17 protein-coding genes and 1 tRNA gene are annotated in these 18,721 nt (G+C 71.9%); 6 read left to right on the forward strand and 12 right to left on the reverse strand.

Going from position 1 to position 18,721, the window contains the following annotated elements; all coding sequences use genetic code 11:
* Positions 1 to 127: 127 nt before the first annotated feature.
* Complete coding sequence (locus tag ACIQNG_RS22645; RefSeq protein ID WP_401487287.1) at positions 128 to 1,057, forward strand: PAC2 family protein; 930 nt, start codon at positions 128 to 130, stop codon at positions 1,055 to 1,057.
* Between the two features lie 284 nt (positions 1,058 to 1,341).
* Here the strand turns inward: ACIQNG_RS22645 and mshC are convergent, their stop codons facing one another.
* From mshC to ACIQNG_RS22665, 4 genes are all read right to left on the reverse strand, one after another.
* On the reverse strand, positions 1,342 to 2,571 hold the full coding sequence (gene mshC / locus ACIQNG_RS22650; protein WP_401487289.1) for a cysteine--1-D-myo-inosityl 2-amino-2-deoxy-alpha-D-glucopyranoside ligase: 1,230 nt from the start codon (positions 2,569 to 2,571) through the stop codon (positions 1,342 to 1,344).
* A 255-nt stretch (positions 2,572 to 2,826) separates the two neighbouring features.
* Positions 2,827 to 3,669, reverse strand: coding sequence for an SCO1664 family protein (locus tag ACIQNG_RS22655; protein WP_401487291.1), 843 nt, complete (start codon positions 3,667 to 3,669; stop codon positions 2,827 to 2,829).
* Positions 3,633 to 4,223: a DUF3090 domain-containing protein gene (locus ACIQNG_RS22660; protein WP_401429013.1), complete on the reverse strand. Its 591-nt coding sequence runs from the start codon at positions 4,221 to 4,223 to the stop codon at positions 3,633 to 3,635. Before ACIQNG_RS22660 ends, ACIQNG_RS22655 begins: the two co-directional genes overlap by 37 nt.
* A 91-nt stretch (positions 4,224 to 4,314) precedes the next feature.
* A complete protein-coding gene (locus ACIQNG_RS22665; RefSeq protein WP_401429011.1) occupies positions 4,315 to 5,001 on the reverse strand; it encodes a histidine phosphatase family protein in 687 nt (228 codons plus the stop codon).
* Positions 5,002 to 5,063: 62 nt separating this feature from the next.
* Between ACIQNG_RS22665 and corA the strand changes: the two genes are divergently transcribed.
* On the forward strand, positions 5,064 to 6,059 hold the full coding sequence (corA, locus tag ACIQNG_RS22670; protein WP_401487293.1) for a magnesium/cobalt transporter CorA: 996 nt from the start codon (positions 5,064 to 5,066) through the stop codon (positions 6,057 to 6,059).
* 97 nt (positions 6,060 to 6,156) lie between these two features.
* Here the strand turns inward: corA and ACIQNG_RS22675 are convergent, their stop codons facing one another.
* Together ACIQNG_RS22675 and ACIQNG_RS22680 are read right to left on the reverse strand one after the other, a co-directional pair.
* Positions 6,157 to 6,945 (reverse strand): ferritin-like domain-containing protein, encoded by a 789-nt coding sequence (locus tag ACIQNG_RS22675; RefSeq protein ID WP_401429007.1) that lies wholly within the window; start codon positions 6,943 to 6,945, stop codon positions 6,157 to 6,159.
* Positions 6,946 to 7,133: 188 nt separating this feature from the next.
* The gene (locus tag ACIQNG_RS22680; RefSeq protein WP_401487295.1) at positions 7,134 to 8,189 is read right to left on the reverse strand and encodes an LLM class F420-dependent oxidoreductase; all 1,056 of its coding nucleotides are present in this window, start codon (positions 8,187 to 8,189) and stop codon (positions 7,134 to 7,136) included.
* Between the two features lie 174 nt (positions 8,190 to 8,363).
* On the opposite strand from ACIQNG_RS22680, the gene ACIQNG_RS22685 reads away from it, so the two are divergent.
* Positions 8,364 to 9,347, forward strand: coding sequence for an aldo/keto reductase (locus tag ACIQNG_RS22685; protein WP_401429003.1), 984 nt, complete (start codon positions 8,364 to 8,366; stop codon positions 9,345 to 9,347).
* Positions 9,344 to 12,061, forward strand: a complete 2,718-nt coding sequence (locus ACIQNG_RS22690) for a helix-hairpin-helix domain-containing protein (protein ID WP_401487297.1) — start codon at positions 9,344 to 9,346, stop codon at positions 12,059 to 12,061. The genes ACIQNG_RS22685 and ACIQNG_RS22690 overlap by 4 nt, the downstream gene beginning before the upstream one ends.
* A 184-nt stretch (positions 12,062 to 12,245) precedes the next feature.
* Here ACIQNG_RS22690 and ACIQNG_RS22695 read toward each other — a convergent pair whose 3' ends face one another.
* Positions 12,246 to 13,052 carry a hypothetical protein gene (locus tag ACIQNG_RS22695; RefSeq protein ID WP_401487299.1) on the reverse strand — a complete coding sequence of 269 codons (807 nt, stop codon included), beginning with the start codon at positions 13,050 to 13,052 and terminating at the stop codon, positions 12,246 to 12,248.
* A gap of 47 nt (positions 13,053 to 13,099) precedes the next feature.
* On the opposite strand from ACIQNG_RS22695, the gene ACIQNG_RS22700 reads away from it, so the two are divergent.
* On the forward strand, positions 13,100 to 13,288 hold the full coding sequence (locus ACIQNG_RS22700) for a DUF5703 family protein (RefSeq protein WP_401428995.1): 189 nt from the start codon (positions 13,100 to 13,102) through the stop codon (positions 13,286 to 13,288).
* A 97-nt stretch (positions 13,289 to 13,385) separates the two neighbouring features.
* Here the strand turns inward: ACIQNG_RS22700 and ACIQNG_RS22705 are convergent, their stop codons facing one another.
* The 3 genes from ACIQNG_RS22705 to ACIQNG_RS22715 form a co-directional block, all read right to left on the reverse strand.
* Positions 13,386 to 14,264, reverse strand: coding sequence for a chaplin (locus ACIQNG_RS22705; RefSeq protein ID WP_401487301.1), 879 nt, complete (start codon positions 14,262 to 14,264; stop codon positions 13,386 to 13,388).
* A gap of 242 nt (positions 14,265 to 14,506) precedes the next feature.
* Positions 14,507 to 14,740: a chaplin ChpH gene (chpH, locus tag ACIQNG_RS22710; protein WP_401428990.1), complete on the reverse strand. Its 234-nt coding sequence runs from the start codon at positions 14,738 to 14,740 to the stop codon at positions 14,507 to 14,509.
* Positions 14,741 to 14,934: 194 nt separating this feature from the next.
* Entirely contained in the window at positions 14,935 to 16,260 is a 1,326-nt protein-coding gene (locus ACIQNG_RS22715) for a M20/M25/M40 family metallo-hydrolase (RefSeq protein WP_401428987.1), read from the reverse strand.
* A 206-nt stretch (positions 16,261 to 16,466) separates the two neighbouring features.
* Here ACIQNG_RS22715 and ACIQNG_RS22720 point away from each other — a divergent pair.
* A tRNA-Leu gene (locus tag ACIQNG_RS22720) sits at positions 16,467 to 16,554 on the forward strand.
* 241 nt (positions 16,555 to 16,795) lie between these two features.
* Here ACIQNG_RS22720 and ACIQNG_RS22725 read toward each other — a convergent pair.
* Positions 16,796 to 17,149: a hypothetical protein gene (locus ACIQNG_RS22725; RefSeq protein WP_401487303.1), complete on the reverse strand. Its 354-nt coding sequence runs from the start codon at positions 17,147 to 17,149 to the stop codon at positions 16,796 to 16,798.
* 198 nt (positions 17,150 to 17,347) lie between these two features.
* Entirely contained in the window at positions 17,348 to 18,514 is a 1,167-nt protein-coding gene (locus ACIQNG_RS22730; RefSeq protein WP_401487305.1) for a hypothetical protein, read from the reverse strand.
* Positions 18,515 to 18,721: the final 207 nt, after the last annotated feature.

Here is an 18,721-nt window from a genome sequence, read left to right on the forward strand (position 1 = left end):
CGGGTGTTCCCCGGTGATCGGCGGGGCAGTGATCCGTTCACTGCCCCTGCCAGGGGGCTGCGGGCGCCCCCGCCGCACGCCGTAAGGTTGGGTGGTCAGGCGAGGGCATGTCGGAAGGAGGCGCTGGGTGATCGAGCTGGAGGGAGTTCCCGAGCTGATCGACCCAGTCATGGTGGCCGCGTTCGAGGGCTGGAACGACGCCGGTGACGCCGCTTCCACCGCGGTCACGCATCTGGAGCGGGAGTGGAAGGGCGAGGTGTTCGCGGCGCTGGACGCCGAGGACTACTACGACTTCCAGGTGAACCGGCCCACGGTGTGGATGGATGCCGGGGTGCGGAAGATCACCTGGCCGACGACGAGGCTGTCGGTGGTGCGGGTCGGCGGCGACAAGCCGCGTGACCTGGTGCTGGTGCGGGGGATCGAGCCGTCCATGCGCTGGCGTTCATTCTGCAACGAACTGCTGGGCTTCGCGCACGAACTGGGTGTGGAGCTGGTGGTGATCCTGGGCGCGCTGCTCGGCGACACCCCGCACACCCGGCCGGTCCCGATCAGCGGGACCACGTCCGACGCGGATCTGGCCCAGCGGATGGATCTGGAGGAGACGAAGTACGAGGGGCCGACGGGCATCGTCGGTGTCCTCCAGGAGGCGTGCACGCACGCCGGTGTCCCGGCGGTGTCGCTGTGGGCGGCCGTGCCGCACTACGTGTCGCAGCCGCCGAACCCGAAGGCGACCCTGGCGCTGCTCAACCGGCTGGAGGATCTGATCGACGTCCGTATCCCGCTGGGTGAGCTGGCCGAGGACGCGCGGGCCTGGCAGGTCGGGGTGGATCAGCTCGCGGCCGAGGACAGCGAGGTCGCGGAGTATGTGCAGACGCTGGAGGAGGCGCGGGACACCGCCGAGCTGCCCGAGGCGTCGGGCGAGGCGATCGCTCGCGAGTTCGAGCGGTATCTGAGGCGCCGGGACGGCGGGACCTCGCCGCCCTCTCCGGGCGAGCGCACCCGTCCCCCGAAGCCGCCGAAGCCGGCGGCGGACGACGACGAGTCGTCGGAGGACTGAGGACGCCGCACGTCCCGAGGCCGCGTCGGGCATGGGGGGGGGGAGCGGTACGGCGGCCCGTTCAGCGATACAGGCAGGGGAGGCGTACCCGCGGGTGCGCCTCCCCTGCCGTTCCTGTGGTCTTGCGTTCCTGTGACGTGGACGTTGCCGTTCCTGTGGCCTTGCCCGTTCCTGTGACGTTGACGTTGCTGTTCCTGTGGCCTTGCGTTCCTGTGACGTTGACGTTGCTGTTCCTGTGGCCTTGCGTTCCTGTGGCCTTGCGTTCCTGAGTGCTCTGCGGCCGGCTAGAGCGCCACGCCCAGGAGCGCGTCCACCGCCCGTGACACGACGCCGGGGGCGCCGGGGTCCGTGCCGCCCCGCTCCTCCTGGAGCGCGGCCCAGCGGTCGACGGCGGCGAGCGCGGCCGGGGCGTCGAGGTCGTTCGCGAGGGCTTCGCGGATCTCCTCGACCAGGGCCTCGGCGCTGGGGCCGTCGGGGCGGGAGACGGCCGCCCGCCAGCGTCCGAGGCGGGCCTGCGCATCGTGCAGGACCTGGTCGGTCCACTCCCAGTCGGCGCGGTAGTGGTGGGCGAGCAGGGAGAGGCGGATGGCGGCGGGGTCGACGCCGTCCCGGCGCAGCTGGGAGACGAAGACCAGGTTGCCCTTGGACTTCGACATCTTCTCGCCGTTCAGACCGACCATGCCGGCGTGGACGTACGCCTTGGCCATGGGGAACTCGCCGGTGAGAGCCTGGGCGTGCGAGGCGCCCATCTCGTGGTGCGGGAAGACGAGGTCGGAGCCACCGCCCTGGAGGTCGAAGCCCATGCCGAGATGGTCCAGGGCGATCGCCACGCACTCGATGTGCCAGCCGGGGCGTCCGCGGCCGAGGGAGCCGCCGTCCCAGCTGGGCTCGCCGTCGCGGGCGGCCATCCACAGCATCGGGTCCAGCGGGTTCTTCTTGCCGGGGCGGTCCGGGTCGCCGCCGCGCTCGGCGGACAGCAGCCGCATCGCCGTGGCGTCGAGGTGGGAGACCTGCCCGAAGTGCGGGTCGGACTCGACGGAGAAGTAGAGGTCGCCTTCGAGGTCGTAGGCGGCGCCGAGGTCCCGCAGCCGCTCCACCAAGGGGACGATGCCGGGTATGGCCTCGACCGCTCCTATGTAGTGCCGCGGGGGCAGCATCCGCAGGGCGGTCATGTCCTCGCGGAAGAGGGTGGTCTCCTGCTCGGCGAGGTCGGCCCAGTCGACGCCGTCCCGCTGGGCCCGCTCCAGCAGCGGATCGTCGACATCGGTGACGTTCTGGACGTAGTGGACCTGGCGCTTGGTGTCGAGCCACACGCGCTGTACGAGGTCGAACGCGTTGTAGGTCGCCGCGTGACCCATGTGGGTCGCGTCGTACGGCGTGATGCCGCAGACGTAGAGACGGGCGACGGGACCGGGGACGAGGGGGACGGGTCCCCCGGTCGCGGTGTCGTGAATCACGAGGTCGCGGCCCTGACCAGGCAGAGCGGGGACCTCGGAAGCGGGCCAGGCATGCATGACTTGAGCCTAACCGGACGGGAGTTCCCGCTACGAACCGGACCGGTCCGGATGGCCGGTAAGGCCCTCTTGCGGCTCAGGGGGCGGTATGCGTACCGGCAGGGGGCATACGAGAGCCCGCGCGCCGGGTACGCAGGACGGGAGCGGTACGGGGGGTACGGGGTACGGGGGGGGACGGGGTACGGGGGTACGGTCCCGGGGTCGCGGCCCTCTGCCCCCGCCCCTGCCCTCACAGCTGTGGCCCCGCCCCCGCCCTCACACCGGTGGCCACGGGATCGCCGGCCACTCCCCCGTCGGCTGGGGGTGGACGCCCGCGTCGAGCAGGGTGGTGATCCTCGTGCGGACGGCGTCGATCTCGGCGGGGGTGATCAGGGGCGTCAGCCGGGTGGCGAGCGGTCCCTCGGGTCGTAGGGACTCCCGGAGGTCGCGGAGGGTGTCGGCGGCCTCCTGGGGCAGCGGCTCGCCCGCCCAGCCCCACAGCAGGGTGCGGAGCTTGTCCTCGGTGTGGAAGGTGACGCCGTGGTCGATGCCGTAGAGGTGGCCGCCGGCGGTGGGCAGCAGGTGGCCGCCCTTGCGGTCGGCGTTGTTGATCACGGCGTCCAGGACGGCGAGACGGCGCAGCCGCGGGTCGTCGGCGTGGACCAGGAGCGCGGTGCGGTTCTCGGCGACCTCCGCGAGGCCGATGGCCTTCCAGCCCGGTTCGGGCTCCTCCCCGTCGACCAGGGCGAGCAGCTCGGTGTCCGGTGCCGCCTCGATCCAGAGCTGGACCATGCCCTCGCCATAGGGGCCGTCCCGCAGCACGGTCGGCGGGACCAGGTCCCAGCCGGTCGCGGCGGAGACCTCGTAGGCGGCCACCTCGCGCTGGGCGAGGGTGCCGTCGGGGAAGTCCCACAGCGGGCGCTCCCCGGCGACCGGCTTGTACACACAGGCGGCCTCGCGGCCGTCGTGCGCGACGGTGCAGTACAGCGCCGCGTTGGAGGCGTCCCGGATCCGGCCGCGTACGGTCAGCTCACCCCGGGTGAGCAGGGTGAGGGACCGTTGCACGGGGTGTTCGACGGGCTTCACGCCCCGCGGCGGTATCCGTTCTGGCGCGGACATACATGTCCCTCCGGGTCGAGCGGCAGACTGCACAGCGGGCACGGCGGGCGGCCCGCGTTGACGACGTCGAGCGCGCGCTTGGCGAAGGCGCGGGCCTGTACTCCGGACAGCCGGACCCGCAGCATCGGGGGTCCGTTCTCCTCGTCCTGGAGCAACCGCTCCTCGGCCTCGGCGAGGTCCTCGTCGGAGTCGGCGTCCAGTTCCACCAGCGCCTGGGCCTCGACGATCATGCGTTGTTCGTCGCCGTCCCAGGCCAGGGCCATGGTGCCGACCCGGAACTCCTCCTCGACGGGGGTGTCGAGCGGGGCGGTGTCGGCGATCTCGTTGGGGGCGACGGCGGGCACGGACGCGCTGCCCCCGCTGCGGCGGACGACTTCGTCGAGCAGTTCGTCCATGCGTTCGGCGAGTGCGGCCACCTGGGTCTTCTCCAGGGCCACGCTGGTCACGCGGGAGCCGGCGGTGGCCTGGAGGAAGAACGTACGGCGTCCGGGCAGCCCGACCGTACCGGCCACGAAGCGGTCCGGGGGGTCGTAGAGGAAGACCTGACGGGACACGTCCAGCTCCATAGCAGTCGGGGTGGAAGCGCGATCGACGGTGGTCGGTTTCGCGGCTACGGCAACCGCTCAACCCTACTGCGGCCGACGATCACGGTGCGCCCGCACCGCCCCCGACCGGGGCGTCCCCGCCGGGCGGCGGCTCGTGCGGCGCGAGGGAGGCGAGGTCGCCGGTGTCGCCGAGGCGCACCAGGTAGGGCCGCAGCCGGGTGTAGCGGATCGCGGTGATCGAGCAGGGCTCGACGGAGATCCGCTGGAAGAGGTCGAGGTGGAGGCCGAGGGCGTCGGCGACCAGGGCCTTGATGATGTCGCCGTGGGAGCACATGACGTAGACGGCGTCGGCGCCGTGGTCGCGCTCCACGCGCGCGTTCCACTCGCGTACGGCCTCGGCGGCGCGGGTGGCCATGGCGCGCATGGACTCGCCGCCGGGGAAGGCGGCGGCCGAGGGGTGGGCCTGGACGACCTCCATGAGGGGTTCGCCGGAGAGTTCGGCGAGCTTGCGGCCGGACCAGTCGCCGTAGTGCGCCTCCCCGATCCGGTCGTCGGTGTGGGCGCTGAGGGCGGGGCGGGCGTCCAGGAGCGGCCGGACGGTCTCCTGGCAGCGTTGGAGCGGGCTGGTGACCACCTCGGCGACCGGCAGGGCGGCGAGCCGTGCGGGCAGGGCCGCGGCCTGTTCCCGGCCGCGTTCGTCCAGGGCGACACCGGGGGTCCACCCGGCGAGCAGGCCCGCGGTGTTGGCGGTGGAGCGTCCGTGCCGGACGAGGATCAGCGTGGGCATGCCGCCCAGGGTAGGCGCATCAGCGGGTGCGGGGGCGGGCCGTCGGCGGGAGAATGCGCAGCGTGATCGTGGACTGTGCCATCTACCGTGACGGCCGTCGCAGGGAGGCCCCCGAGGACTTCTCGGCGGCCCTGGGGGAGGCGCGTGCGGAGGGCGGTTTCGTGTGGATCGGGCTGTACGAGCCGACGCACGCGGAGTTCGACCTGGTCACGGAGGAGTTCGGGCTGCATCCGCTGGCCGTGGAGGATGCGCTGAAGGCGCATCAGCGGCCCAAGCTGGAGGTGTTCGACGACTCGTTGTTCCTGGTGCTCAAGCCGGTGCTGTACGAGCCGGAGAGCGATGCCGTGTCCACCGGTGAGGTGATGATCTTCATCGGTGACGGCTTCGTGGTGACGGTGCGTCACGGTGAGGGGTCGCCGCTGGCGGCGGTCAGACGGCGGCTGGAGCAGGATCCGGAGCTGCTGGTCAAGGGGCCGACGGCAGTGGTGTACGCGATCGCGGACGCCGTGGTGGACCACTATCTGGAGGTTGCGGGGGAACTGCAGACGGACATGGAGGAGCTGGAGGCCGAGGTGTTCTCGCCGGAGGGCGGGGGTTCCCGGAACACGGCGATGCGGATCTACACGTTCAAGCGGCAGGTCCTGGAGTTCCGGCGGGCGTCGGGGCCGCTGACGCTGCCGCTGACCCGGCTCGCGGGGTTCGGCCCGTTCGGCGACGCGGTGCCCTTCGTGAACGAGAAGGCACGGCCGTACTTCCGTGACGTCAATGACCATCTGGCGCGGGTGAACGAGGCGGTGGAGGGGCTGGACCGGCTGGTGTCGGACATCCTGTCGGCGCATCTGGCGCAGATGAGTGTGCGGCAGAACGACGACATGCGGAAGATCTCCGCCTGGGCGGCGATGGCGGCCGTGCCGACGTTGATCGCCGGGATCTACGGCATGAACTTCGACCACATGCCCGAGCTGCACTGGATGTGGTCCTACCCGGCGGTGATTTCGCTGATGGTGGTCCTGGAGGTGCTGCTGTACCGGACGTTCAAGCGGCGGGGGTGGCTGTAAGCCGTTCCCCCGCGGGGTGTCGTCCGGTCCCGTCCGGACCCGTCCGGTCCCGTCCGGTCCCGTCCGGTCCCGTCCGGTCCTGTCCGGTCCTGTCCGGTCAGGCGAACTCGGGGGCCGCGCCGACGGGGCCGCCGAGGGCGTCGCGGCGTTCGGGCATCTTCAGGGAGACCATGCGCCGCCAGCCGCCCAGCCGTTCGTGGAGGTGAAGGGCGTGGATGCCGAGGGCGAGGAGGGCGGCCTTGGGGCGGGACCAGCCGAGGACCCGGCCCATGTGGGCCATCACGGCGAGGCTGACGTCCCGGTAGACGCGGATCTCGGCGCGGGCGCACGTGCGCAGGGTGCGCTGGATGGCCCGGCCGTGCCCGGCGCGCGCGAGGCGCAGCAGTTCCTCGTGGCAGTAGGCGAGGTGGTTGTCCTCGTCGTTGGAGATCATCTTCACCGCGCGGCCGACGTCCGGGTCGTCGCCGAAGTGGGTGCGCAGCATGTCCATCTGCTCCGAGGCGCGCTGCTCGGTGACTCTGCTGTGGGCGAGGTAGGTGATGATGTCCTGGACGGTCAGGGGCTGCTCGGCCTTGAGCTTCTCGTGCGTGAGGCCGATCCCGGCGCGTTCCAGGAGCATGGTGTAGTCGGTCTCGGCCGGGACGGGGACGGGTTCGAGGCCACGTTTCTTCATCAGGGCGTTGAAGATCCGCCCGTGCTTGTCCTCGTCCGCGCCGTGCCGGGCGATCTTGGGGGCGAGGTCGCGCTCGGCGGCGGGCACGAGCGCGGCGATGCGGGCGTTCTCCCACCCGCCCTGTGACTCACCGCTGGCGGCGATGGAGCAGAACAGCCGGAAGGACTCGTCGTTGTCGAGGATCTCCTGGAACAGACTCTTGGCCGAAAGCATCTGAGGCACCTCTCTGCAGGTTCCGCAAAGAACGAGTCAAGTGCGCCCGCGCGGGTGCTGCAACAGGTGTGTCGGCCAACTGCGCCAAAAGGAGGACCCCGGGGTCGCATGTCGGTGAAGGCGGTGAAGGCGGTGAAGGCGGTGAGGGCGGTGAAGACAGCGAAGGCGGTGAAGGCGGTGAAGCCGTGTCACGCGAGTCCGGCGCGCTCCAGGGCCTCGGTACCGGCGCGCAGGGCGGCGAGCCGCTCGTCCAGGGTGAATCCGGCGGGCGCCAGAGTGAGGGTGGTGACCCCGGCCGCGGCGTACGCCGCCATCCGGTCGGCGATACGGTCCACAGAGCCCAGCAGCGTGGTGGAGTCGATGAGGTCGTGTGGTACGGCCGCGGCGGCGCCCTGTTTGTCGCCGGCGAGGTATTTGTCCTGGATCTCGTCGGCGGCCTGCTCATAGCCCATACGGCGGGTGAGCTGGTTGTAGAAGTTCTGCTTGCGGCTGCCCATGCCGCCGACGTAGAGCGCGGTGTAGGGGCGGAAGGTGTCGGCGAGGGTGGCGACGTCCTGGTCGGCGCCGAGGGCGAGCGGGAGGGTGGGGCAGACGTCGAAGCCCTCCATGGTCCTGCCCGCCTTCTCGCGTCCGGCGCGCAGCGGGGCGAGCGCGGTGGCCTCCAGGTGGTCGGCGGCGGGGAAGATCAGCAGGGCGCCGTCGGCGATCTCGCCGGTCTGCTCCAGGTTCTTCGGGCCGATCGCCGCGATGTAGAGCGGGATGTGCTCGCGCTCGGGGTGCACGGTGAGCTTGAGGGGCTTGCCCGGCCCGTCCGGCAGCGGCAGCGTCCAGTGCGCGCCCTCGTACGACAGACGTTCACGGGTCATCGCCTTGCGCACGATCTCGACGTACTCGCGGGTGCGGGAGAGCGGCTTGTCGAACGGGACGCCGTACCAGCCCTCGGAGACCTGCGGTCCGGAGACGCCGAGGCCGAGCCGGAACCGTCCGCCGGACAGCGAGTCCAGGGTCGCGGCGGTCATCGCGGTCATGGCGGGCTGGCGGGCCGGGATCTGGAAGATGGCCGAGCCCACGTCGATCCGCTCGGTCCGGGCGGCCACCCAGCTCAGCACGGTGGCCGCGTCGGAGCCGTATGCCTCGGCGGCCCAGCAGACCGCGTAGCCGAGCCGGTCGGCCTCCTGCGCGACGGCGAGATTGTCCGCGTCCATCCCGGCGCCCCAGTAACCGAGGTTGATCCCGAGCTGCATGACCGCATCCCCTTACCGATCAGTAACGTCCCTGTGCGGCAGACCTTAGCGCGGGGCGCGGGCGGGGGCGAGACCGCGGTGGCGAGGGTCGCTCGCGCAGCGGTCCCGGCCTGGGGGAAACCGGTTGACCACCGGCCCCCACGGCTCCAGTTCCGGCCAGTACGCTCGGCGTTCATGGAGCAGAGGCATCTCGGCCGCACCGGCCTGCGCGTGTCCCGCATCGGACTCGGCACCCTCACCTGGGGCAGGGACACCGACGAACACGACGCGGCGGACCTCTTGAAGACCTTCTGGGAGGCGGGCGGGACGCTGGTCGACACCGCGGACGTGTACGGCGACGGGGAGGCCGAGTATCTGCTCGGGCGGCTGGTCGACGGACTGGTGCCGCGCCGGGAACTCGTGATCTCCACCAAGGCCGGGAGCGTGCCCGACCCCGACCGCCGCTTCGACGGCTCGCGCGGCCATCTGCTCGACGCGCTGGACGCCTCGCTCGCCCGGCTCGGCACCGACCACGTCGACCTGTGGCACATCCACGCCTACGACCCGCAGACCCCGCTGGAGGAGACCCTCCACGCCCTCGACCTCGCGGTGACCAGCGGACGCGCCCGCTATGCCGGGGTCTCCAATTTCTGCGGCTGGCAGCTCGCCAAGGCCGCGACCTGGCAGCTCGCCGCGCCCGGCACCCGCACCCGGCTGGCCAGCACCCAGATGGAGTACTCGCTGCTCCAGCGCGGGGTGGAGCGGGAGGTGCTGCCGGCCGCGCTGGATCTCGGGGTCGGTCTGCTGCCTTCCTCACCGCTGGGGCGCGGGGTGCTGACGGGCAAGTACCGCGACGGCCTGCCCCCGGACTCGCGCGCGGCCTCCGAGCATCTCGCCCCGTTCGTCGAGCCGTATCTGGACGACACGGCCGGCCGGATCACCGACGCGGTGGCGACGGCGGCGGACGGGCTGGCGGTCACCCCGCTCCAGGTGGCCCTGGCCTGGGTCCGCGACCGGCCGGGGGTGAGCGCGCCCATCGTCGGCGCGCGCAACGCGCAGCAGCTCAGCGCCGCGTTGTCAGTGGAGGCGCTTAGTCTTCCTGACGAGATCTGCCGGGCGCTGGACGATGTGTCGGCGCCCGTGCACCGCTATCCCGATCACGACTGGAGCACGCTGTGAGCACGGAGCCGGACGGCACGGAACCGGAGGCGGGCCCGCCCGCCACCCCGGACACACCGAAGACGCCGGACGCCCCGGAGGGCGCGGCGCGAGGCACCTCGGGGCGTAAGGGGGCCACACCCTCGGACGGGGAGACCTCCACGCCTCCGGACGGGCCGCCGGAAACCCCCGACGCCGCCCCGGAGAACACCGACCGGCTCACAGGGGACGGTGCCGGGACCCGGCCGACCGGGGACGGGGGCCGGGCTGCCGGGGACGGGGACCGGCCGTCTCGGGACGCGGACCAGACACCTGGAGACGCGGACCGGACCGCCGGGGACGCGGCTCAGACGTCCGGGGACGCGGCCCGGACCACCAGGGACGCCGACCAGACTGCCGCAGACTCGCACCAGCCCCCCGCAGACACGGACCGGACGCCCGGGGACGCCCATCGGCCCACCGCGGGCGCGCACGCGAGCGCCGGAGACAGGGATCAGGCGTCCCAGAACGCGGACCAGTCCCCCGCGGACCCCGCCGATTCCGCGGACCCCGCCGATCCCGCGGACCCCGCCGATTCCGCGGACGCCGCAGGCACGGACGGGGCGTCCGGGGGTGGGAGTGCGGGTTCCGCGGACGAAGGCGCGGCTCGGGACGCCGCCCAGCGTTCCGAGGCCGAGGCCGAGATCGCGGCTCAGCGGGTGGAGCGGGAGCGGATCGCGCGGCGCAAGGCCGAGAAGGCGGGGCCCGTCGCCGCGGGCACCAAGCTCAGTGGGAAGGCCGCCGATCTGCTCGCGGCGGTACGGGCCGTGGAGAGCGGGGAGAAGCCCAGCGCCACCGTGTTCGCCGAGCCGAAGCCGGAGCCCGCGCGTGAGCCGGGGACGGACCGGGCCCCGGGCCCGCGCGGTCCCGCCCCGGAGGCCGTACGGCAGCCGGAGCCGGTGGCCGCGCACACCCCGGCGGCGCCCACGGACGACGCGGTCGCGGCCGTACGGCAGGTGCTCTCGGCCGGTGACGCGCCCGAGGCGCTGGCCCCGCAGACCGCGGCGGCCCTCGGCGAGGACGCGCCCGGTCTGCTGCGCGAGGACCCCTGGCTGCTGCTGAGGGTCACGGGCGTACGGCCCGAGCAGGCCGACGGCTTCGCGCGGGCGCTGCTCGGCGCCGAGTGCCGTCCGGACGACGAGCGGCGCGGCCGGGCGGTGACGTGCTGGCTGCTGGAGCAGGCGGCGCTCGCCGGGCACACCGCGCTCGATCTGCCCGCGCTGGTCACCGCCCTGGAGCGGCGTGGGGTCCCCGACCCGGACACCGCCGTGCAGAGCGCCCTCGCCGAGGGGGAGGCCCTGGTCTTCCACGACGCGCTGGACGAACCCGCCGCGGGTGGGACCGGCCCCGGCGCCGAGGAGGGCGGGGGGAGCGAGGAGCGGGGAGAGCGCGAGGGGGACGACGCGGCCGAGCGGCCGGTGCGGATCCTCGTCGGTCTGGAGCGGTACGCCCTCGCCGAGGAGAGCCTCGCCGACGGGCTGGCCCGGCTGATCAACTCGGTTCCGAAGCAGGACGGTTCGGCCGAGGAGTGGGAGCGGGCCGCCGCTTCCGCCGAGGGTGCCGCCGCCGACCTGATCCGCGCGGTCGCGGGCCACGGCCTGGTGCTGCACACCGGCTCCGAGGCGTCCCTCGCCGAGCCGGCCGCCCTGCTGGACGCGGCGCACGCGCTGGGGCTGCGCGCCTGGGCGGCCACCCACTCCCCGGTGGGCCGGGACCGGTTCGCGGCCCGGGTCGACGGCCCCGGCACGGCCACCGTCCACGACCTGCTGGCGGGTGTCCACGGACCCGGCCGGGACCCGGAGGGCGCGTTCGACCTGGACCTCCTCGTGGTGCTCGACGCGCCTCAACTGGACGTGGAGAGCGCGGCCCTGCTCACCGAGTCGCTGCCCGACGGCGCCCGGCTGGTGCTGGCCGGCGACCCCGCCGTGCTGGGGTCGGCCGGGCCCGGCCGGGTCTTCGCCGATCTGCTGGCCGCGCGGCACTGCCCGCAGATCGCCTCCCGCCGCCCGGACCCCGGCCCGCTGGGCGAACTGGTCTCGGGCATCGGCGTCGGCGAGCTGAACCAGGTCGAGGCGCCCGGCAAGGAGATCGTGATCGTGCCGGTGCGGGACGCCCGCGAGGCGGTGCACCGGACGGTACAGCTCGTCGCCGACTCCGTGCCCCGGGCGATCGGTGTGCCCGCGGAACAGACCGTCGTGGTCACCCCGGGTCACGGCGGCGCCGCGGGCACCCGGGTGCTGAACGCGGCCCTGAAGAAACGGCTCAATCCCGGTCCCGGCCGGTTCGCCGGCTTCGACCCCGGCGACCGGGTCGTCCACTCCCCCGCGCCGGGCCGGAGCACGCCGGGCACGGTCGTGACGGCGGACGCGGCGGGGCTGCATCTGTCCTGCGCGGGCGAGCCGGTCGTCGTGGCGAAGGACCAGGTGACCCGGTCGGTGCGGCACGGCTGGGCGATCACCGCGCATCAGGCGGTGGGGGCCCGCTGGCCGGCCGTGGTGGTCGTGCTGCCCGGTGATGCCGCGCAGACGCTCGACCGCCCCTGGGTCTACACGGCGTTCAGCCGGGCCGACCGCCATCTGTCCGTCGTGCACGGTGTGGAGCAGGCCCTGCCGAGAGCCGTCGCCGAACTGCCCGCCAAGCCGCGTACGACCCGCCTCCCGGTGCTGCTGCGCCCCCAGGTCCCCACAGCGGACTGACCCCCGCCCCGGGGCCGTGGCGGAGACGACGACGGCGGCCGAGGGAGTCGTACCCCCTCGGCCGCCGCCAGCCACAGCACATGCCCCAGCCGGAGCCCATCGGCTCTGCCCGTGGTCGTCCGTCCTCTCCCCGCCGGCCGGTCCGGCCGCCACCGTTCACGCCGGTCGCCGCGGGGAGCGGGAGTCACCGGCCGGGCGCGTGATCCGCGTCCAGCGGCTCCAGGTCCTCGTCCTCGTCCAGCGCGTCCAAGGCGTCCAGCGCGTCCAGACCGGCCCGGTCCCGGCCCCCGGGAGCGGTCGCACCGCCCTCGTCGTCCACCTCGTCGTCCGCCTCGTCCTCGTCGTCCTCGTCCTCCAGGTCGTCGGCGTCCGAGTCGTCGTCGAAGACCGAGCTGACGTCGAAGCGGCACACCACCCGCTGCGGTTCGACCTGGTCGAAGGGGGCGTCGAGCCATTCGCCGGGGTCGGCCGGTTCGTCCGCCGCGGTCACCCAGAGCGTGGAGTCGCCCTCCTCCAGGCCGAACTCCTTGTGCCGGGACGCGATCTCGTCCGGTTCGTACTCGCCGAAGAGCACCCCGAGCGCACCGTGCAGGGTGCTGGAGGCGTCCCGGCCGCCGATGGTGTCCTCCTGGTCCACCGCCTCGATCCGCTGGGCCTGGGCCAGCAGCCGCTGGGGTTCCACGACCGCGTAGTCACGGCGGATCAGCACACTCAGCGCGTTCGGCTCCTCGGGACCGGCGTACGGCGGGAGCGCGTCGTCGGCACCGGGGATCTCGAACGGCGTGACCTCGTCGTAGCGGTCGTAGAGCAGCTCGTCGTAGACCTCCGCCGCCGCGGCGAGCTGATTGAACGCGTCGTAAACGGCCTGGTCGGCCTGGTCGTCCTCCTCGGACCGACGTTCGACCGCGGCCAGGTGGTGGTCGAGCGCGGTCTTGACCGCCTCGGCGGCGGCGCGTACCTCGGCAGCGGTGGGCTGCGCAGCATCAGACATAGTGCAGACGCTATCCGTACCGGGCCCCAGCCCGCACAATAGATGCGATGCCGGAATACGAATTTGTCGACGTGTACGTGCCCCGGGGGACATCCCGCAAGGAGGCGGCCCGTCTGCTGACCGACCACGCCGAGTACGGGAACTGGGAGTTGCAGCGCCTGAGCCTGCTGCGTGACGGCAGCCGCAGGGTGCGGCTGCGGCGCCGGATCATCCGCCAGGTCCGCGCGACCTGGTGAGCGGGCCGGAACGCGCGGAGCGGGTCGGCCCCGCCGGTTCGGGGCCGACCCGCTTCCTCAGGGGTGTCCGCCCGCTCACGCGTCGCGGCACCCGGTGTTACGCGGCCGTACGCGCCCGGCGGTAGATCACCGCTCCGGCGAGCAGGGCTCCCGCGCCCAGGGCCCCCGCGGCGCCCATCGGCAGGGTGCTGCCGGTCTCGGCGAGCTGGGACGAGCCCTTCGGCTGGCCGGCGGCGTGGGCGCCGGGCTCGTTGCCCGAGGTGCCGGGGCCGGGGGTCTCACCGCCCGGTCCGGGCGGGTTGCCGGGGTTGCCCGGGGTGGGGGGCGTTCCCGGAGTGCCCGGCGGGTTGGTGCCGGGCGGATTGGTCCCCGGCGGGTTGGTGCCGGGGGGATTGGTGCCGGGCGGATTGGTGCCCGGGGGGTTGGTGCCGGGCGGGTTGGTGCCCGGGGGGTTGGTGCCGGGCGGGTTGCCCGGGGTGCCGCCGTTGGCGCAGTCGTTGCCGAAGGCGGGGTTGCCGATGCCGATGACGTCGACACTGTTGCCGCAGACGTTGACCGGTACGTGGATCGGCACCTCGACGTGGTTGCCGGAGGCGACGCCGGGCGAGCCGGCGGTGTGGCCCTCGGCGTGCGATCCGCCGGAGCCGCCGGAGTGCCCGGAGCCACCGGGCTTGCCGTGGCCGCCGGAGCCGCCGTAACCGCCGGAGTCACCGTGACCGGCGGAGGACCCGCCGCCCTGGTTGACGCAGCGGTTGCCCATGGCCGGGTTGAGCACACCGACGACGTCGACGGTGTTGCCGCAGACGTTGACCGGTGCGTGCACCGGCGCCTGCACCGAGTTGCCGGACAGCACGCCGGGTGAGCCCACGGCGGCGCCACGGGCGCCCGAGTCGGCGTGCGCGGCGCCGCTCGCGGCGGCGATCACACCGGTGGCGGCGGCCACGGTCATCAGGCCCTTGCGGGTGGCCTGTCGCATTGCTGGTTCCTTGCTTTCGACGTGAGAGAGACGAGAGGGGGCGAAAAGGGACGAAAGGTGATGAGAGGGCGAGGGGAAGGGGAGGGGGACGGGAGGGAGGTGCCTGGGAGTCGCCGCGGATGTTCCGCGAGGGCGGAACAGGGGGAGAACGCGGGGGACGCAGATGAAGAGCGTTCGGCCCCGGAGCGCATGGGACGCGCTCCGGGGCCGAAGCTCCGCCCTTCACCGGGCGGGGCACAACCTCACTTGTTGATGCAGGTGTTGCCGAACGCGGGGTTCAGCAGCCCGATCACCGAGATGGTGTTGCCACAGACGTTCACCGGCACGTGCACGGGAACCTGGATGACATTGCCGGAGGCGACACCCGGGGAGTGCACGGCGGCACCCTGGGCACCGGAGTCGGCCACAGCCAGCCCCGCGCCCGCGAGAACCAGTCCACCAGTGGCAGCGGCAGCGGCGACGACCTTCTTGATCATTATTCCTCCTTGTTGGCAAAAGCGATCCCATGCCGCGGATCGCAACACCAGTAACGAGGGGCTCGCATTAGGGCTACGACCTGATGAGCGCATTCACTCTTCCCGGTGATCGCCGAGCGTGTCGCCGTACACAAGGACGAACCTTCACAAGTGCGTTTGACCGGCCCCCTTCGTCCAGGCCCGCTCGGGCTCGCTCAGGACGCGTCGATGAACCGGTCCAGCACCCGCACGCCGAACTTCAGCCCGTCCACCGGCACCCGCTCGTCCACACCGTGGAACATGCCCGCGAAGTCCAGCTCCGGCGGGAGCTTGAGCGGCGCGAAGCCGAAGCAGCGGATGCCGAGGTCGTCGAAGGACTTGGCGTCGGTGCCGCCGGAGAGCATGTAGGGCACCGCGCGGGCGATCGGGTCCTCGGCACCGAGCGCGCTCTGCATGGCGTCGACCAGCCGGCCGTCGAAGTCGGTCTCCAGCGCCTTGTCGCCGTGGACGTCCTCGCGCCGCACGCGCGGGCCGAGGATCCGGTCGAGGTCGGCGAGGAACTCCTGCTCGTACCCGGGCAGGAACCGGCCGTCGACATGGGCGGTGGCCTGGCCGGGGATGACGTTGACCTTGTAGCCGGCGCCGAGCATGGTGGGCGCCGCCGAGTTGCGCAGGGTGGCCCCGACCATCTTGGCGATGCCGCCGAGCCTGGCGAGCGTCTCGTCCATGTTCTCGGGGTCGAGTTCGGTGCCGAGCGCGTCGGACAGTTCGTCCAGGAAGGACCGTACGGTCTTGGTGACCCGGACCGGCCAGGTGTGGCGGCCGAGCCTGCCGACCGCCTCGCACAGTTCGGTGATCGCGTTGTCGTCGTTGGTCATCGAGCCGTGGCCGGCCGTGCCGTCGACGGTGAGCCGCATCCAGTGCATGCCCTTCTGGGCGGTCTCCACCAGGTACAGCCGCAGCTTCTCGTTGACGGTGAAGGAGAATCCGCCGACCTCGCCGATACCCTCCGTGACCCCCTCGAACAGGTCGGGGTGCTTGTCGACGAGGAAGCGGGCGCCGTAGGTGCCGCCCGCCTCCTCGTCGGCGAGGAAGGCGAGGACGATGTCGCGCGGGGGCTTGCGCCCGCTGCGCAGCCGGTCGCGGACGACCGCGAGGGTCATCGCGTCCATGTCCTTCATGTCGACGGCCCCGCGCCCCCACACGCATCCGTCGGCGATCTCGCCGGAGAACGGGTGGTGCGTCCAGTCGTCCGCGTTGGCGGGGACGACGTCGGTGTGGCCGTGGATCAGCAGCGCGGGCCGGGACGGGTCCTCGCCTTCGATCCGGGCGACCGTGGAGGCACGGCCCTTGTGGGACTCGAAGATCTTCGGCTCCAGGCCGACCTCGGCGAGCTTCTCGGCGACGTACTCGGCCGCCGCCCGCTCTCCCGGCCCCGAGTGGTCGCCGTAGTTGCTGGTGTCGATCCGGATCAGCTCGCGGCAGAGGTCCACGACCTCGTCCTCGCCTGTGACGCCGCTCGCGGTGCCCGTCTGGCTCACGCTGTTCCTCCCGCTGTAGCTGCTGGCAGTCCCTCCACATCCTCTCCCGGGCGCGCTCCCGCCCCAAGACCGGGAGGGGCCCGACACACCCCGTTCACGTGCGCGGGCCGGGCATCGGGGTGATCGCGGGGGTGATCGGACGTACTCGAAAGCCTGGTAGTGTTTACGACGTCGCCGCGAGGGAAACCCCGCGCGACAGACACCTTGTCCGGGTGGCGGAATGGCAGACGCGCTAGCTTGAGGTGCTAGTGCCCTTTATCGGGCGTGGGGGTTCAAGTCCCCCCTCGGACACCAGTGGGACGTTCACGAGACCGTCCCGAAGCGTTCACGAATTACCGGTCGAGTCATGTGACTCACCGGTATTTCGTCGTTTCTGGGGCCTTGAGCCTCGTGATCGGCTCGATGAGGGGGTGAGGCGGTGGCGGTCCAGGTACTGCGCCTCTCACCTGCAGAAACAGGACATGCCTGCGCGACGGCTGGTAGCCGTGACGCAGGCATGTGGGGTTTTCAGGGGGCGGAACGCGGCGGAGGTGCGTCACTCGCGTGGCGGAGGCTCCACCTGCTCGGTCGGAAGCGGTCGCGCCTGGGGCGGGCCGGAGGGCTCACCGGGTCGGGTCGCGGTGCTCTGCGCGCTGGCTTTGCGGGGCTGGATGCCCTGGTCGCGGAGGAACCGTCGGATGGCTCTGAGGTTCGCCACAAAGATGATGACGGCATTGAGCAGGGTCTGTGCGACGCGCCCGTGCGGCAGGCGGAGCTGGGGATTGTCGATGCTGTCGAGGGCGGACTTCTTGAGGTTGCCGTTGCCGCCCTTGTTCTGGCTGCGCAGTCCGGACCAGGCTTCCTGCCACACAGGGGTGAACAGGGGGCATTTCTGCCGCCACTTGGCCAACACGGTGCCCGGGACGGTGATGCTCTTCCCCCTGCAGATGTCGGGGTAGACGGGGGTGTCCCGCTTGGGCTTGGAGATAGTGGGCAGGGCTGCCGGGGTACGGACAGTGGGGGCGTCGAGGTCGACGACGGTGGACGGGCGTGGCTGGGGCCGGCGGTAGCAGGTGACCGTGGCGTGGGACCCGAGGGCAGGGCACTGTCAACGCTGGTCCCCTGCGGGCCCGTACTCCTTGATCTTGGTCTGGTAGTCCTTCCGGGACTGGATCAGGTTGAGCGCGTGGGCGCGGTCCTCGTCCGTGCGGCTGTCGATGTACGTGGCGCCCGCAGTGATGAGCGGGGTGGGCATCAGCGGGCAGTAGAACTCGCCGCCAACCAGCTGCATGCCGCGGAACTCTCCCTGCCGGTCGACCTTGTCGTCGTTGTAGTGCTTTACCGCGTTGAGGCCGAGTTTGAGCAGCTGCAGATGCAGGTTGTGAGGCTTGGCCTGGGTGATGCCCCGGTCGGCGCAGAACAGGTCTTTGACCAGGCCTCGTTCGAAGGCCAGCTGGATGGCGCGCAGGGCGGCCGGGCCGGGTTCGGTGCCCGGGGTGTGAAGGATCATGCCGAGGCAGACCGCCGGGTAGGCGCCAGCGAGGTCGCCATGGCCATGGCCTGGGAACGCGGCCATCATGGCGTAGCGGAACTCTCTTTTCTCCGGCGCCTTAGCCTTCTTCTCCTGTCCCGACTTGGTCTTGCGAGGCGGTGGCTTGTTTGTCGTGCCGCGCCGGGTACCAGTGTTCGTGGAGGCCGCAGCTTTGCCGCTGGGCCCCGACTTCTTCTGCGCACCTCCCTTCACGTACATCCCGGCGGTGATCTCAAGCGAAGCCCGGTCCTGGTGGTAGTCCGGCTCTTTGCCCCAGACCGGAACCGGAGTGTCGTCGACCGCGATGTGGCCAGGCCACCGAGCGAAGTCGCCGCGCCGGTAGGAAGCCATCACCGGAGCGAGAATCAGATCCTGGGCGATGGCCTCCAGATTGCGCACGGTGTCCTGGTTGGCGCGGGCATTCCACTTCCGTCGGATCTTCTTGGCCTCCCTGAGCGGCAGCCGCTTCCGGCGGTCGTGTGGTGCCGGGTCGAGGCGCCGGGTCATCGAGGCCCAGGACCGGTAGACGCGCTTCGACGTCGCGTACTGGTGGTGCGCGACGCGGTCGATTTCTTCTCGGGTTGCGCCCTCGCGAATGTGCAGGTCGACGTGGGGGACGTCAAGGAGGGCTTTGGACCATGGAGACAGGGCGAAGAACAGCGTCTCCCATGCGTCGTTGATGTTCGCGCTCTTGCCCATGTACTGCGACAGGATCAGGCCGATCAGCACTGTGCGGAACGGCAAGCCCTTCGGACCTGGCCGGTGCTCGTTGGAAGGAAGGCGTCCTGGGAGAAGCAGGCTTCATCTCGGAGCTCAATGCGGTGAATCTGATCTATATCTGGGCAGCAGCAAGCCGCGCGGACCTTCAGGGACCGTTACCCGCATACTGTGCAGTCGGCCATTCCGGTGATGTCGCCGACCGCCGAACTCAGCTTCACGGCGGTGTCCTCC

The sequence above is a fragment of the Streptomyces sp. NPDC091377 genome (genome assembly GCF_044757045.1).
Classification (GTDB): Bacteria; Actinomycetota; Actinomycetes; order Streptomycetales; family Streptomycetaceae; genus Streptomyces.